Genomic DNA, 15,401 nt, shown 5'->3' with positions numbered 1-15,401 from the left:
GTTCTTAATGTAACTTGGTTCCCAACGTGGCGGGGAGGGCGCTATCCCTGCCTTTCATCCCGCTTGCACCGGGCCTGGGAGTTTCCCCCCTGACCCTTGGCAGGCCTGCGGGCTAGCATCCTTGCATCACGTTATCCAGATACTGAGGAGCCTTCCATGCGCAAACCTTTGCTGACGAATCTACTGGCCGGTGCGGCCCTGCTGGCTGCCACCTCCGGCAGCTGGGCCCAGGGCCAAGTCAACATCATCTGTTCGGTGCAGGCCGAATGGTGCAACCTCATGTCCACCGTGTATGCCAAGACCACGGGCACCAAGGTGAACATGGCGGCCAAGGGCTCGGGCGAGGCGCTGGCGCAGCTCAACGCGGAGCGCGCCAACCCCAAGACCGACATCTGGTTTGGCGGCACGGGCGACCCGCACCTGCAGGCCGCCGAGCAAGGCCTGACGCTCGAATACAAGTCGCCCCAGCTTGCGCAGCTGCACCCCTGGGCGCAGAAGCAGGCGGTCGACTCCAAGTACCGCACCGTCGGGGTGTACCTGGGCCCGCTCGGTTTTGGCTACAACAAGGAGCTGCTGGCCAAGCGCAAGCTCAACCCGCCGCAGTCGTGGGCCGATCTGCTCAAGCCCGAGTTCAAGGGCGAAGTGCAGATGGCCAACCCCGCGTCGAGCGGCACGGCCTACACCATGATCGCCACGCTGGTGCAGATCATGGGCGAGGAGAAGGCGTTTGAATACCTCAAGGCCCTGCACCCCAACGTGAGCACCTACACGCGTTCGGGCACGGCGCCTGTCAAGGCGGCAGCCCGGGGCGAGACCACGGTGTCGGTGAGTTTCGTGCACGACGTGACCACCGAGGCGGTCAACGGCTTTCCGGTGGGCTCGATCACGCCTTCGGAAGGCACGGGCGCCGAGGTGGGTTCGATGAGCATCGTCAAGAACAGCCCCAACACCGAGGCCGCCAAGAAGTTCTACGAATGGGCGCTGACCCCCGGTGGCCAGCAGTTTGGCCTGGCGGCCAAGCAGTTCCAGCTGCCCAGCAACACGCTGGTGCCCAAGGACCCGCGCATGACCGATCCGGCCAAGATGAAGCTCATCAACTACGACTACGCCAAATACGGCGCGAGTGCCGAGCGCCGCCGCCTGATTGCGCGCTGGGAAAAAGAAGTCCAGAACGCAGCGCGCTGAGGAACGAACCATCATGTCGGTAGCAACGGCGGCGTACGCAACCCCACGAACCAACGCGACGGGCGTTGCGGTCAACCGGCCCCTGTGGGTCTGGCTGGTCGTGGGCGTGCTGGGGTATCTCGTGTTCCCCTGGTATGCGCAGCAGGATGCCAATGGCCTCCTTGCGGTGGGCCAGGTTTTCAGCAGCGAACAGGCGGGCAATGGGTTGATGCAGGCGGCACTGTTTGGCCGGTCCTGGCTGTGGCTGGGCCTGGTCGGGCTCGCGGTGGCCGGGCTGGGCGCCTGCCTGCCGGCGGGCCGCAAGCAGGGGGCGGTGCTGGCTGCCGGTGGCGCGCTGGGGTTGCTGGCGCTGTTGCTCAGCGGTTTTGCGATTGGCGCACGCGGCTGGGCCTTTGAGTGGATGAACACCAGTCTGGGTGAACTGGGTGCGCGCCAGCCCGGCATGGGTTGGGGTGGGTTTGTGGTGCTCTCTGCGCTGTTGGTGCTGCTGGCGTTTGGCGTCGCGCGGCGCGGCTTCTTCAAGGGCGACCTCTTCGTGGCGGCGGCCGTGCTGGGTTGTGGCAGCCTGCTGGCGCTGTTCATCGTGTTCCCGGTGCTCAAGGCGCTGTCGGCCGCGTTTTTCCTCGAAGACGGCCCGTTCTCGCTGGCCGTGGTGTGGGAGCGCATTGCACACGAGCGCAACTTCGGCCTATCGTGCCTGGCCGGGGGGCAGCGTTGCGGCGTAGCCTGGAACACGCTGTTCCTGGGGCTTATGACGGCCACCAGCACCACGCTGCTGGGCAGCTTCATGGCGCTGATGGCCGAGCGCGCCTCGCGCCGCTATGCACGCCCGCTCAATATCGTGGCGCTGCTGCCCATCATCACGCCGCCGTTCGTGGTGGGCCTGGGGCTCATCCTGCTGTTTGGCCGCGCCGGGGTGTTCAACCAGTTTCTGGAAGTCGCTTTTGGCATCACGCCCACGCGCTGGTTCTATGGCTGGTTTGGCGTCTGGGTGGCACAGACCTTTGCGTTCACCCCCATCGCTTTCATGATCATGCGCGGCGTGGTGCAGGGCGTGGCGCCCAGCCTGGAAGAGGCCGCGCAAACCCTGCGCGCCAGCCCGCACCGCACCTTCATGACCGTGACCTTGCCGCTGCTCAAGCCCGGCCTGGCCAACGCGTTCCTGGTGGGCTTCATCGAAAGCATGGCCGACTTCGGCAACCCCATCGTCGTGGGTGGGCAGTTCTCGGTGCTGTCCACCGAAATCTTCTTTGCCATCGTGGGCGCGCAGTACGACCAGGGGCGTGCGGCCTCGCTGGCCTGGATCCTCACGTTCTTTGCGCTCACCGTGTTTGCGATCCAGCGTGGCCTGCTGGGCAAGCAGAACTTCACCACCGTGTCGGGCAAGGGCGATGCAGGCATTGCCATGCCGCTGCCTGCGGGCGTGCGGCGTGTGGTGCATTCCATTGCGCTGCCCTGGATGGCGTTCACGCTCATCGTTTACCTGTTTGCGCTGGCCGGTGGTTTTGTGCAGACCTGGGGGCGCGACTACACCATCACGCTGGCGCACTTTCGCACCGCGTTCAACGTGGAATGGGGCCAGTTCGGCGTGGTGTGGGCAGGCACGGCGTGGAACTCGTTCTTCACCACGGTCAAGCTGGCGGCCATCTCGGCGCCGCTCACGGCCACGCTGGGCATCGGAATTGCGTGGCTGCTGGCGCGCACCGAGTTCCGGGGGCAGGGCGCGTTTGAATTTGCGGCGCTGCTCGCGTTTGCGATCCCGGGCACGGTGCTGGGCGTGAGCTACATCCTGGCCTTCAACGTGCCACCGTTCGAGCTGACGGGCACTGCGCTCATCATCGTGCTGTGCTTCATGTTCCGCAACCTGCCGGTGGGCGTGCGGGCGGGAACGGCGGCCTTCAAGCAGCTGGACCGCTCGCTCGATGAGGCGTCCGTCATGCTGCGTGCGGGCAGCGTGCAGACGCTGCGCCATGTGGTGTTGCCGCTGCTCAAGCCCGCCCTGGTGGCAGCGCTGGTCTACAGCTTTGTGCGTGCCATCACCACCGTGAGCGCGGTGATCTTCCTGGTCACTGCCGAGAACGAACTCGCAACGACCTACATCATCGGCCGCGTGGGCAATGGCGACTATGGCGTGGCGCTGGCGTACTGCACGGTGCTCATCGTGTTGATGTCCGCCTCCATCGGGCTGATCCAGCTGGTGGTGGGGGAGCGCAAGCTGGGCCGGCGTGGCGCTGCCGCGCGCGTGGCGCACTGATTTTTTTGATCTTTCTCTTGCACACAGGAATCGAGTTCGATATGAACGACAACGCGGCAGGCATCGTTTTTCGCGACATTACCAAGCGCTATGGCAGCGACCCCTCGGCGGGTCTGGCCGTCAAAGGCATCAACTTCGAAGTGCCGCGTGGCACGCTGGCCACCATCCTGGGGCCCTCGGGGTGTGGCAAGACCACCACCTTGCGCATGATCGCGGGGCTGGAGTCGCCCACCTCCGGCACGATCCTGATTGGCGGCAAGGATGTGACCACGCTGGGCCCCGCGCAGCGCAATGTGAGCATGATGTTCCAGAGCTACGCGCTGTTTCCGCACATGAACGTGGTCGAGAACGTGATGTACGGCCTGCGCATGTCGGGCCAGCCCAAGGACGTGGCCCGCGCCAAGGCGGTGGAGGCCCTGCGCGGCGTGGGCCTGGTGGGGTATGACGACCGCCTGCCCAGCGAGCTCTCGGGTGGCCAGCAGCAACGGGTGGCGCTGGCGCGTGCGCTGGTGCTGGAGCCCGAAGTGCTGCTGTTCGACGAGCCCTTGTCCAACCTGGACGCCCGCCTGCGCCGCGAGATGCGCGAGGAAATCCGCGCGCTGCAGCAGCGCCTGTCGCTGACGGTGGCCTACGTCACGCACGACCAGGCCGAGGCCATGGCCGTGAGCGACCAGATCATCGTGATGAACCAGGGGCTGATTGCGCAAAAGGGCACGCCCCGCGCACTGTATGAGACACCCCACAGCGAATTTGTGGCGGGCTTCATGGGCGAGGCGATGTTGTTCCCGGCGACCGCACAGGCCGATGGTTCGGTCTCGCTCGGGCCGCTGGTGCTGCGCCCCCGCATGGCGGTGCGCAGCGGGGCCGTGAAGGTGGCGGTGCGCCCGGAGGCCTGGCGCATTCACCGCCAGGGCGCAGGCCTGCTGCCGGCCCGGCTGGACAAACTGGCCTATCTGGGCGCGGTGCATGAATACACCTTCGAGACGGCGCTGGGCAGCATCTTTGTGGTGTCGTCCGACCTGGACGATGTGCTGTCTGTGGGTGACGACGTGCAGCTGAGCCTGGGTGCGCACGGCGTATCGGTGGTTGGTAGTACCGAAGGCGCTCAGCGCGATGCGGAATAATGGCGCCATGACGAACCAACTCGACGCCCTCAAACAGTTCACCACCGTGGTTGCCGACACCGGCGACTTCAAGCAACTGGCGCAGTTCCAGCCCCAGGATGCGACCACCAACCCCTCGCTGATCCTCAAGGCTGTCCAAAAGCCCGAGTACGCGCCGCTGCTGCAAGACACCGTGGCGCAGTTCCGGGGCCGTCCGATGGATGAAATCATCGACCGCCTGCTGGTCCGCTTCGGCCGCGAAATCCTGGCCACCATCCCGGGCCGGGTCTCCACCGAGGTCGATGCCCGCCTGAGCTTTGACACCAGCGCCACCGTGACCCGTGCCGAACGCATCATCGAGCTGTACCAGGCCGAAGGCATCCACATCGACCGCGTGTTGATCAAGGTCGCCGCCACCTGGGAAGGCATCAAGGCTGCCGAGCAATTGGAGCGCAAGGGCATTCACACCAACCTCACGCTGCTGTTCTCGTTCGCCCAGGCCGTGGCCTGCGGCCAGGCCAAGGTGCAGCTGATCTCGCCGTTTGTCGGTCGTATCTACGACTGGTACAAGAAGCAGGCCGGCGCCAGCTGGGATGAGGCCGCGCGCGCCGGGGCCAACGACCCGGGCGTGCAATCGGTCACGCAGATCTACAACCACTACAAGCACTTTGGCATTGCGACCGAGGTGATGGGCGCGAGCTTTCGCAACGTGGGGCAGATCACGGCGCTGGCGGGTTGCGACTTGCTGACCATCGCACCCGATCTGTTGGCCCAGCTGGCCGCGAGCGACGCGCCGTTGCAGCGGGCGCTCAATGCCGATGCGGCGAAGGGGATGGACTTGCCTGCGGTGAACTATGACGAGGCAGGGTTCCGGTTTGCGCTGAATGAAGATGCCATGGCGACGGAGAAATTGGCCGAGGGCATTCGGGCGTTTGCGGTGGATGCCGTGAAGCTGGAGAAGCTGATCCTGGCGGCTTGAGGTCGGAATTTTTAGTGCTTTAGGCGGCAGGCGCTTGTGTGGCAAGCGCCTGCCGCTATTGTTTTTATAGCTCTGTGGTTTCCACCGCCCGAATGGCAAGCGCGAGAACCAACCGCTATTAAAACAATAGCTGTTGGCGCTTGTTCAGAAAGCGCCAGGCCCCAAAAACACCAAAAACCTCACCCCGCGGGCAGCCGCATCCCCACCCGCAACCCCCTCGGCACGATCCCCTCGGCCACCGTCCGGCCGCCGTGCCGCAGCGCAATCTCCTCCACGATCGACAAGCCCAGCCCACACCCGCCCGCCTTGTCCGATCCGCGCCAGAAGCGTGCAAACAGATCGCCCAGGTGCTCGGCCGGCACGCCCGGCCCATCGTCCTCCACCACCAGCAGGGCCCAGCGCCCGGGCTCCTCGTGGCCCACGCGCACCGTGACGGTGGCGCCTTCGCCTGCATAGTGCAGTGCGTTGTCGATGAGGTTGTTGAGCGCCTCGCGCAGCAGCAGCGGATGGCCTTGTACCGCCAGCCGCTCGTCGCCCTCATAGCCCAGGTCCATGCCCTGCGCCAGCGCGCGGGCCGCCCATTCACGGGCCACTTCGCGGGCCAGGCTGCCGAGGTCGATGGTCTGCATTTCCACGTTCGATTCCGAGCGCGCCAGCTGCAGCAGCTGGTGCACCAGGTGGGCGCTGCGCTGTGCGGCCGACAACACCTTGTGCAGCCGCTCCTGCACAGCGGGCTCGTGGCTTTCGTGCAGGGCCAGCTCGGTCTGGCCAATGAGCCCGGCCAGCGGTGTGCGCAGCTGGTGCGCCGCGTCGTTCAGGAAGCGTTTTTCCTTTTGCTGGCCGCGTGCCACGGTCTCCAGCAGCCGGTTGATGGTGCTGGCCAGCGAATGCACCTCCTGCGGGGCCGAGGTCAGCTCGATGGGGGGCAGCGGCGTGGTGCCGGCCTGCGGCAGGGCGCCGGCCCGTTCGATCTGGGCCTCCAGGCGTTTGAGGGGCTGCAGGCCGCGCAGCACACCCGCGTAGACCACAGCGCTCAGGGCCAGCCCCATCAGCCCCATGGGGAACACCATTTGTTCCAGCAACTCGCGCGCAATGCGTTCGCGCACCGTCAGGCTTTGGGCCACCTGCACGCGCAGGCGCTGCCGGGTGGAGGCGGTACCGTAGTCCACGTCCAGCAAGGCTACGCGCACGGGTTTGTCGTCCACCCGTGCCTGGTACAAAAACGCCTCGCCCACAGCCACCTCCACCAGCGGGGGCGCGGGCAGCTGTGCGTTGCCCAGCAAAAAGCGGCCGGGCGGGGACGACACCATGTAGGTGATGCGGTCGGCCGGGTCCTGCTCCAGGATGTCTTGCGCAGCCTTGGGGAAGTCCACCAGCAGCCCGTCGCCAATGGGCTTGATCTGCCGCGCCAGCGCACGCACGGACTGGGTCAACGTCTGGTCGATGCCCTTCTCGCCGTTCTGCAGTGCAATGCGCCAGGCCAGAAACCCGCCCGACAGCCACAGCACCAGCTGCGGCAACAGCAACCACAGCAGCAGCTTGCGTTGAAGAGAAACACCCGGAACGTGGCGCATGAATGACCGTAAAAATTAAGCGGCACGCGGCTTGCAACTGGCGCGACCGAGGCCAGTGCCGCCGCGCAAGGGCCGCCAAGCCGCAGATACGGCGCTGCGCTTGTGTGCGCTGGCGGCGTCCCCCCCACGGGGGGAAGATGCGCAGCATCTCAGGGGGGGCTTCATGGCCTGTTCAGCATGTACCCCAGCCCGCGGATGTTGCGGATGGCCAGCGGCGAGGTGTCGAGCTTCTTGCGCAGGCGGTGCACATACACCTCCAGCGCATTGGAGTTCAGGGGCGCGGCGGTTTGCCCGGGTTCCGGAGGGCTGGCGCGCCAGGCGGCCAGCACATCGTCGCGCGTGACGACCTCGCCGCAGCGGTGCACCAGCAGCTCCAGCAGTTCCCACTCGCGCTGCGTGAGGTCGAGCAGGTCGCCATTGAGCGCCGCTGAATGGCTGGCGTGGTCCAGCACCAGGGGGCCGATGGTGGTGCTGGCGCCGCCTGCGGCGCTGCTGGCCTGGGTAAAGGCGGGCTGGCGCGCACGGCGCAGCATGGCCTGCAGGCGGGCTTGCAGCTCCTGCATGTTGAAGGGCTTGGTGATGTAGTCGTCGGCCCCGGCATTGAGGCCCAGCACGCGGTCCTCCACACCATCGCGCGCGGTCAGGATCAGCACGGGCAGGCCGGCAATGTGGGTGCGTGCCCAGGTCAGCAGCTCCATGCCGTCGGCGCCGGGCAGGCCCAGGTCCAGGATGATGCCGTCCACTGCCTGCGACTGCAGCAGCGTGGTGGCCTGGGCCACACTGGAGGCCGTGTGCACGCCGAATTCCAGCTGCTGGAGCTGGCCAGTCAGCGCGTCCAGCAGCAGGGCATCATCTTCAACAATCAGTATCGTGGCCATGGGATTGAGCATAACAAAGCACCCTGCCAAAGGCCCCGGCGGCGTGGCAATGCCTGCACGCGCAGCGGTTGGTAATTCAATAACGGGCTAATGGCGTTGGTATGTAACCCACACCCGGGAAAGCCCTGATATGTTCATTAATTATTGTAATTAAAGTACCGACTGCGCTGAACAGCACCGGATTCCGGCGCACCCAACGGATTCAAACATCGAGGAGACAAGGGTATGTGGAAGTTGACAAAAATCGCCGCAGTGGCGGTGGGCCTGGCGGCAGCGATGTCGGCCAGCGCGGGGGAGGTCGAGGTTTTGCATTACTGGACTTCGGGCGGCGAGGCCAAGTCGGTGGCCGAGCTCAAGAAGATCATGCAGGCCAAGGGTCACACCTGGCGCGATTTCGCCGTGGCAGGTGGCGGTGGCGACAGCGCCATGACCGTGCTCAAGAGCCGCGTGATCTCGGGCAACCCCCCTTCGGCTGCACAGACCAAGGGCCCCGCCATCCAGGAGTGGGCGTCCGAAGGCGTGCTGGCCAACATGGACACCCTGGCCAAGGCCGAGAAGTGGGATGAGCTGCTGCCCAAGGTCGTTGCCGATGTGATGAAGTACAAGGGCGCCTACGTGGCCGCCCCCGTCAACGTGCACCGCGTCAACTGGATGTGGGGCAGCTCCGAGGCCCTGAAGAAGGCCGGCGTGGCCGCCATGCCCAAGACCTGGGACGAGTTCTTTGCCGCCGCCGACAAGCTCAAGGCCGCCGGCCTGGTGCCCGTGGCCCACGGTGGCCAGAACTGGCAGGACTTCACCACCTTCGAATCCGTGGTGCTCGGTGTCGGTGGTCCCAAGTTCTACCAGGATGCACTGGTCAAGCTTGACGACAAGGCCATCAACAGCGACACGATGAAGAAGTCGCTCGAGACCTTCCGCCGCATCAAGTCATACACCGACCCTGGCGCCCCCGGCCGCGACTGGAACCTGGCCACGGCCATGCTGATCCAGGGCAAGGCAGGCTTTCAGCTGATGGGCGACTGGGCCAAGGGCGAGTTCCTGGCGGCCAACAAGGTGCCCGGCAAGGACTTCCTGTGCGCGGCAGCACCGGGCACGACCACGTCGTACACCTTCAACGTGGATTCGTTCATCCTCTTCAAGCTCAAGGATGCCGCCGCCCAAAAGGCGCAGAGCGACCTGGCCAGCTCCATCATGAGCACCGAGTTCCAGGAAGTGTTCAACCTGAACAAGGGCTCGATCCCGGTGCGCGCCGGCCAGAAGATGGACAAGTTCGACGACTGCGCCAAGGCCTCGGCCAAGGACTTCGTCGACACCGCCAAGAGCGGCAGCCTGCTGCCCAGCGTGGCCCACGGCATGGCGATTGCGCCCGCCACCGAAGGTGCCATCAAGGATGTTGTCAGCCAGTTCTGGAATGACGACAAGGTGAGCGTTGCCGACGCGATGAAGAAGATCGCGACCGCCGCCAAGACCAAGTAAGCCAAGTAAACCACCACTAGAGGGATCCCATCATGATGAAAAGAAACCGCCTCACGGCGGTGGCTTTGGCCGCCGCATGCGCGATGAGTAGTGCCATGGCAATGGATGTTGCCGGCTTTGAGTTCAACGGTTACTCACGGGGCGGCCCGGTGTTCAACCACTCCGACGGCGTCAAGGGCAACCTTTCGCTCGGCGGCGAGCTGCAGAAATACCGCCTGGGCAATGAGGGCGACAACGGCATCGAAGTCAACTTCGCACGCGGGTTTGAAGCCGGCGGTGTCAAGTGGAAGGTGAACTACATGCCCGCCAAGTGGGGCAGTGGCGACATCAGCACCGAGCAGGCCTTTGTGGAAATGAGCGGCTTCTCGTTCTCGCCCGAAGCCAAGTTCTGGGTCGGCCAGCGCCGCCTGCGGATTCAGGACGTGCACATCGTCGACTACTTCCTGCTCAACTACGGTGACAACATCGGTGCGGGTGTGACCGATGTGCCGATCGGTGGCATGAAGCTGGGTGTGGGCGTGTTCACCGGCGACAAGTTCGACGGTGGCTTGCCCAACAACGTGAAGGCGCACCGCATCAACGCCGACCTGTCGGAGATCAACACCAACCCTGGCGGCAAGCTGCGGGTGCTGCTGACGGCAGTGGGTGGCAAGGGCCAGGTCAACGGTGGTTCGGGTTCGGGCATCTCCTTCATGCACAACCAGAAGGAATTCCTGCTGCCCAGCATCAGCAATACCCTGTACCTGCAAACGTCGCGGGGCCATGCACGCATCGACGGAGAGTTCGAGGCCATCGAGGGCACGAGCGCGGGCAAGCGCGCCACCCGCATCGCCGACTCCATCAACTGGCAAAGCGGTCCGTTTGGTGGCCAGGCCCTCATTGGCTACCAGACCAACAAGGCCGACCTGACGGGCGTGGAGACCAAGGACTTCTCGCTGGGCGGCCGCGGTTCGTACGCGTTCACCAAGAACTTCAAGGGCCTGGTGGAACTGTCCACCACCACCCGCAAGGGCACCGGCCCTGACCAGCGCCTGTCCAAGGCAACGCTGGCGGGCGCCCTGGCCCTGTCGGAAGACTTCTGGTCACGTCCCGAGTTGCGTCTGTATGTGACGAAGGCCAACTGGAACCAGGCGGCTGCGGTGGCCAATGCGGCCACGTTCGGCGCCAACGGCAAGACCTCGCGCACGCTGGTGGGCGTGCAATATGAGGTCTGGTGGTAAGTGATTCCACTTCGGGCCGCAGGGAGCGCGGGGCGCTCGTCCCGCAAAACCTTGTGGCCCGGACATGGAATGGTTGAGTGAGTTAGCGAGTTAGTCAGAGGTTACTTTGTTCATTTGGGGGGCACTCCTGCGTGCCCCCCGCTTTTTCTAGTGCAGGACGATGACAAACACATACCGTGGCCATGAGCAAGAACACGTTTGAAACATGGCTGCCCAAGCTGGTCGTGACACCGGCTTTTGTTCTGGGCTTTGCCTTCATCTATGGCCTGATGGTCTGGAATGGAGTGTTGAGCCTCTCCGCATCGCGCATGCTCCCCAACTACGAGTGGGTGGGCCTCGCACAGTACGAAAAACTCTGGGAGATGGACCGCTGGTGGGTGGCCCTCAAGAACCTCGGCATCTTCGGGGTGGGCTACGTGGGCGGGTCCCTGGCCATCGGTGTGGTGCTGGCGGTGCTGCTGGACCAGAAGATTCGCGCCGAGGGCGCGCTGCGCACCATCTACCTGTACCCCATGGCGCTGTCGTTCGTGGTCACGGGCACGGCCTGGAAGTGGCTGCTGAACCCGGGCCTGGGCATCGAAAAAATGGTGCGCGACTGGGGCTTTCCCAATTTTGAATTTGGCTGGCTGGTGGACACCGAGATGGCCATCTATTGCGTGGTAATCGCGGGCATCTGGCAAAGCGCGGGCTTTGCGATGGCGCTGTTCCTCGCGGGCCTGCGCGGCATCGACGACAGCATCATCAAGGCCGCCCAGGTCGATGGCGCCTCGCTGCCCCGCATCTACTGGCGCATCGTGCTGCCGGCGCTGCGGCCCGTGTTCTTCTCCACCGTCATGGTGCTGTCGCACCTGGCGATCAAGAGCTTTGACCTGGTGATGGCACTCACGGCCGGTGGCCCCGGCTTTGCCACCGACGTGCCTGCAACGTTCATGTACACCATGTCGTTCTCGCGCGGCCAGATCGGCCTGGGCGCCGCCAGCGCCACCATGATGCTGGCCACCGTGGCGGCCCTGGTCATCCCCTACCTGTACAGCGAACTGCGCAGCAAACCCCATGACCGCTAAGCCTTCTGTATTTCCTTCCGTGGGCCGCCTGCTGGTCTATGCGGTGCTGGCCCTGGCCACCGCCTTCTTTTTGCTGCCGCTGTATGCGATGCTGGTCACGTCGTTCAAGGATGCCGAGGAAATCCGCAGCACTTCGCTGCTGGCCTTGCCCGCAGCGCTGAATTGGTCGGCCTGGGGTACCGCGTGGTCCAGCGCCTGCACGGGGGTCGACTGCAACGGACTGCGTCCGTTTTTCCTGAACTCGGTGGCCATGGCCGTGCCGGCCGTGATGATCTCCACCGTGTGGGGCGCGCTCAATGGCTATGTACTCAGCCTGTGGAAGTTCCGGGGCAGCGATGCGCTGTTTGGCATGCTGCTGTTCGGCGTGTTCATGCCCTTCCAGGTGGTGCTGCTGCCGATGAGCCAGGTGCTGGGCTGGCTGGGCTTGTCGAGCTCCATCACCGGGCTGGTGCTGGTGCACTGCCTGGCGGGGCTGGCAGGCACCACGCTGTTCTTCCGCAACTACTACGCGGCCATCCCGAAAGAGCTGGTGAATGCCGCACGCATGGACGGCGCGAGCTTCTTCCAGATCTTCTGGCGCATCGTGCTGCCGCTGTCCACGCCCATCATCATGGTCACGCTGATCTGGCAGTTCACCAACATCTGGAACGACTTCCTGTTTGGCGTGGTGTTCTCGGGCACCGACTCGAAGCCCGTGACCGTGGGCCTGAACAACCTGGCCAACACCAGCAGCAGTGTGAAGGCCTACAACGTGGACATGGCGGCCGCGATCATCGCAGGCTTGCCCACCATGGTGATCTACGTTCTCGCAGGCAAGTTTTTTGTGCGCGGCCTGACGGCTGGCGCGGTGAAAGGTTAAGGAAAATCATGGCGTCTTCATTGGACATCGCGGGCATCAACAAGCGCTTTGGCAAGGGTGAAAAGAGCGTGGAAGTGCTGCGCAAGATCGACATCCACGTGGCACCGGGTGAGTTCCTGATCCTGGTCGGCCCCTCGGGCTGCGGCAAGTCCACGCTGCTCAACATCATTGCGGGCCTGGACGAGCCCACCGAAGGCGAGATCCGCATCGCCGGCAAGAACGTGGTGGGCATGCCTCCGCGCGACCGCGACATCGCCATGGTGTTCCAGAGCTACGCGCTCTACCCCACACTGTCCGTGGCAGACAACATCGGCTTTGCGCTGGAAATGCGCAAGATGCCCAAGCCCGAGCGGCAAAAACGCATCGACGAAGTGGCTGCCATGCTGCAGATCAGCCACCTGCTGGACCGCCGGCCCAGCCAGCTCTCGGGCGGTCAGCGCCAGCGCGTGGCCATGGGCCGGGCCCTGGCGCGCCAGCCGCAGCTGTTTTTGTTCGACGAGCCGCTGTCCAATCTCGACGCCAAGCTGCGCGTGGAGATGCGCGCCGAGATCAAGCGCCTGCACCAGGCCAGCGGCATCACCAGCGTGTACGTGACGCACGACCAGGTCGAAGCCATGACGCTGGGGTCGCGCATTGCGGTGATGAAGGGCGGCGTGGTGCAGCAACTGGGCACGCCCGACGAGATCTACAACCGCCCGGCCAATACCTATGTGGCCACGTTCATCGGCTCGCCCACCATGAACCTGCTGCGCGGAGGTGCGCAGCCCGCCGGGCACTTTGGCATCGAAGGTGCGTCGCTGAGCCTGGCACCGCCCACGGGTGCCGCAGAGATGCTGCTGGGCGTGCGCCCCGAGCATCTGCAACTGCAGGACGACGCGCCCTGGCGCGGGCAGGTGAGCGTGGTGGAGCCCACGGGCCCCGACACCTATGTGATGGTGGACACCGCCGCAGGCAGCGTCACGCTGCGCACGGACGCACAAACCCGCGTGCAGCCGGGCGACCACGTGGGCCTGACCGTGGCACCGGCCAACGCCCACTGGTTCGACGCGAAGTCCGAAGAGCGGCTGACGGGCTGAGAGGGGCGAGCCCCGTCCGCTGGGTCGCCGCAAGAAGGGACTTTGGTCTTTGCCTGAAGGGGTAATTCAGGTAAAAAGAGGCTCCAGCGCTTATCCATCAAGCGCGAGTAGCTATATAAATAATAGCATTCGCGATCCACGGGCCGCCGTCTGCCGGAGGGCAGCGGGGGCGTGTGACCTTTGGCCTCCATCTTTTTCCTATGCAACCTCAGCGCCTCCTCGCCGACATCGGCGGCACCAACATCCGACTGGCCTGGCAGAACGAGCCGGGCGGCCCCTTGAACGACACGCGGGTGCTGCCCTGCGCGCAGTTCCCCACCGTGGACGCTGCGCTGGCGGCCTATCTGAAAGAAGTGGGTGTGCTCACCCCGCGCGAGGCGGCTTTCGGTATTGCCAACCCCGTCACGGGCGACGCGATCCGCATGACCAACCACAGCTGGAGCTTTTCGCAGCGCGCGGTGCGCGAGGCGTTTGGTTTCGAGCGGCTCGTGGTCATCAACGACTTCACCGCATTGGCACTGGCGCTGCCCCTGCTGACGCCCGACCTGCTGCGCCCCGTGGGCGGCGGCGAGGCCGTGCCGGGCGCTGCGATTGCGCTGTTGGGCCCGGGCACGGGCCTGGGTGTGTCGGGGCTGGTGTTCCCGCCCGGCTCCAGCAACGGCGTGCCCTTGTCGGGGGAGGGCGGGCATGTGTCGCTGGCGGCGCAGACGCAGCGCGAATTCGATGTGCTGGCCATCCTGCAGGAGCGCTACGGCCATGTGTCGGCCGAGCGCGCTGTGTGTGGTGCGGGGCTGGTGGACCTGTACCACGCGCTGCGCCGCCTCGCGCAGCGGGGTGGCAAGGAGGTCAGCTCGGCCTCCCAGGTGACTGAGCTGGCCCTGCAGTCCAACGACGTCCTGGCGCTGGAGGCGCTGGATCTTTTCTGCGGCTTTCTGGGCAGCGTGGCGGGCAACTTGGCCCTCACCCTGGGGGCGCGCGGAGGCGTTTTCATCGGTGGTGGCATGGTGCCGCGCCTGGGCACGTGGTTTGACAAATCCTCGTTCCGCGCGCGGTTCGAGTCCAAGGGCCGCTTTCAGCCTTACCTCGCGTCCATCCCGTGCTGGATCATCGACCCCAGCGCCACGCCAGCGCTGTATGGCGCATCGCGCGCGCTTGACATCGCCGGCTCTGAGGGATGAGCGACGGCCCCGCCGCGCTGCCCGTGCCACTGCCCGCGCTGCAGGTCAGCGGTGTGCACCATGTGGCCATCATCGCAAGCGACTATGCCCGCTCGCGCCGCTTCTACACCGAGGTGCTGGGTCTGCGGGTGGTGAACGAAGTCTTTCGGGCGGAGCGGCAGTCGTACAAGCTGGATCTGCAGCTGCCCGATGGCTCGCAGGTGGAGCTTTTTTCCTTCCCCAACTCCCCGGCGCGCCCGTCGTACCCCGAGGCCTGTGGCCTCCGCCATCTGGCTCTGCGCGTGGCCGACATGGAGGCCAGCCTGCTGGCCCTGGCCGCGCACGGTGTGGCGGCGGAGCCGGTGCGGGTCGATCCGTTTACCGGTGCGTTGTTCACCTTTTTTGCAGACCCCGATGGCCTGCCCATTGAACTGGTAGGCCCACGGCCGGCATAGCCAGCGCCTTTGCAGAGCGCCATGCCGCACAGGGCGACCTGGGCGGCATTTTTCTTTGCAACGCGGGCTGTCAGTTCTCGCAGTATTGTTTTCAAAACTGGAACAGTCAGTTTGCGACTGG

The 15,401-nt window shown here is 65.1% G+C and carries 13 protein-coding genes; 11 read left to right on the top strand and 2 right to left on the bottom strand.

The window, feature by feature from the left end; genetic code table 11:
* Positions 1-156: 156 nt before the first annotated feature.
* From ASE52_RS21265 to tal, 4 genes are read left to right on the top strand one after another with little or no spacing between them, the layout of a single operon-like run.
* Entirely contained in the window at positions 157-1,185 is a 1,029-nt protein-coding gene (locus tag ASE52_RS21265) for an ABC transporter substrate-binding protein (protein ID WP_010462269.1), read from the top strand.
* A gap of 13 nt (positions 1,186-1,198) precedes the next feature.
* The gene (locus tag ASE52_RS21260; RefSeq protein ID WP_010462267.1) at positions 1,199-3,439 is read left to right on the top strand and encodes an iron ABC transporter permease; all 2,241 of its coding nucleotides are present in this window, start codon (positions 1,199-1,201) and stop codon (positions 3,437-3,439) included.
* A gap of 41 nt (positions 3,440-3,480) precedes the next feature.
* A complete protein-coding gene (locus ASE52_RS21255; protein ID WP_057229044.1) occupies positions 3,481-4,563 on the top strand; it encodes an ABC transporter ATP-binding protein in 1,083 nt (360 codons plus the stop codon).
* A gap of 7 nt (positions 4,564-4,570) precedes the next feature.
* The gene (gene tal / locus ASE52_RS21250) at positions 4,571-5,521 is read left to right on the top strand and encodes a transaldolase (RefSeq protein WP_057229041.1); all 951 of its coding nucleotides are present in this window, start codon (positions 4,571-4,573) and stop codon (positions 5,519-5,521) included.
* A 179-nt stretch (positions 5,522-5,700) separates the two neighbouring features.
* On the opposite strand, the gene ASE52_RS21245 is transcribed toward tal, so the two are convergent.
* Both ASE52_RS21245 and ASE52_RS21240 read right to left on the bottom strand, forming a co-directional pair.
* Positions 5,701-7,095, bottom strand: coding sequence for a sensor histidine kinase (locus tag ASE52_RS21245; RefSeq protein ID WP_010462261.1), 1,395 nt, complete (start codon positions 7,093-7,095; stop codon positions 5,701-5,703).
* 161 nt (positions 7,096-7,256) lie between these two features.
* On the bottom strand, positions 7,257-7,973 hold the full coding sequence (locus tag ASE52_RS21240; protein ID WP_057229650.1) for a response regulator transcription factor: 717 nt from the start codon (positions 7,971-7,973) through the stop codon (positions 7,257-7,259).
* A 225-nt stretch (positions 7,974-8,198) separates the two neighbouring features.
* Here ASE52_RS21240 and ASE52_RS21235 point away from each other — a divergent pair, with 225 nt between their 5' ends.
* The 7 genes from ASE52_RS21235 to ASE52_RS21205 all read left to right on the top strand — a co-directional run bounded on the left by ASE52_RS21235 (position 8,199) and on the right by ASE52_RS21205 (position 15,280).
* Positions 8,199-9,449, top strand: coding sequence for an ABC transporter substrate-binding protein (locus ASE52_RS21235; protein ID WP_057229039.1), 1,251 nt, complete (start codon positions 8,199-8,201; stop codon positions 9,447-9,449).
* Positions 9,450-9,550: 101 nt separating this feature from the next.
* Positions 9,551-10,669, top strand: coding sequence for a carbohydrate porin (locus tag ASE52_RS21230; RefSeq protein ID WP_010462256.1), 1,119 nt, complete (start codon positions 9,551-9,553; stop codon positions 10,667-10,669).
* 182 nt (positions 10,670-10,851) lie between these two features.
* Positions 10,852-11,733 (top strand): sugar ABC transporter permease, encoded by an 882-nt coding sequence (locus tag ASE52_RS21225; RefSeq protein WP_035197039.1) that lies wholly within the window; start codon positions 10,852-10,854, stop codon positions 11,731-11,733.
* Positions 11,723-12,592, top strand: a complete 870-nt coding sequence (locus ASE52_RS21220; RefSeq protein WP_010462252.1) for a carbohydrate ABC transporter permease — start codon at positions 11,723-11,725, stop codon at positions 12,590-12,592. Before ASE52_RS21225 ends, ASE52_RS21220 begins: the two co-directional genes overlap by 11 nt.
* Positions 12,593-12,600: 8 nt before the next feature.
* A complete protein-coding gene (locus ASE52_RS21215) occupies positions 12,601-13,668 on the top strand; it encodes an ABC transporter ATP-binding protein (protein ID WP_057229037.1) in 1,068 nt (355 codons plus the stop codon).
* A gap of 200 nt (positions 13,669-13,868) precedes the next feature.
* Positions 13,869-14,846: a glucokinase gene (glk, locus tag ASE52_RS21210; RefSeq protein WP_057229036.1), complete on the top strand. Its 978-nt coding sequence runs from the start codon at positions 13,869-13,871 to the stop codon at positions 14,844-14,846.
* Positions 14,843-15,280 (top strand): VOC family protein, encoded by a 438-nt coding sequence (locus ASE52_RS21205; protein WP_057229034.1) that lies wholly within the window; start codon positions 14,843-14,845, stop codon positions 15,278-15,280. The genes glk and ASE52_RS21205 overlap by 4 nt, the downstream gene beginning before the upstream one ends.
* Positions 15,281-15,401 lie beyond the last annotated feature (121 nt).

Origin of the sequence: Acidovorax sp. Root275 (genome assembly GCF_001428965.1) — a bacterium.
In the GTDB taxonomy this organism is placed as follows: Bacteria; Pseudomonadota; Gammaproteobacteria; order Burkholderiales; family Burkholderiaceae_C; genus Acidovorax; species Acidovorax radicis.
Note: the sequence above shows the minus strand (reverse complement) of the source record. Positions and strands in the feature narration are given on the sequence as shown.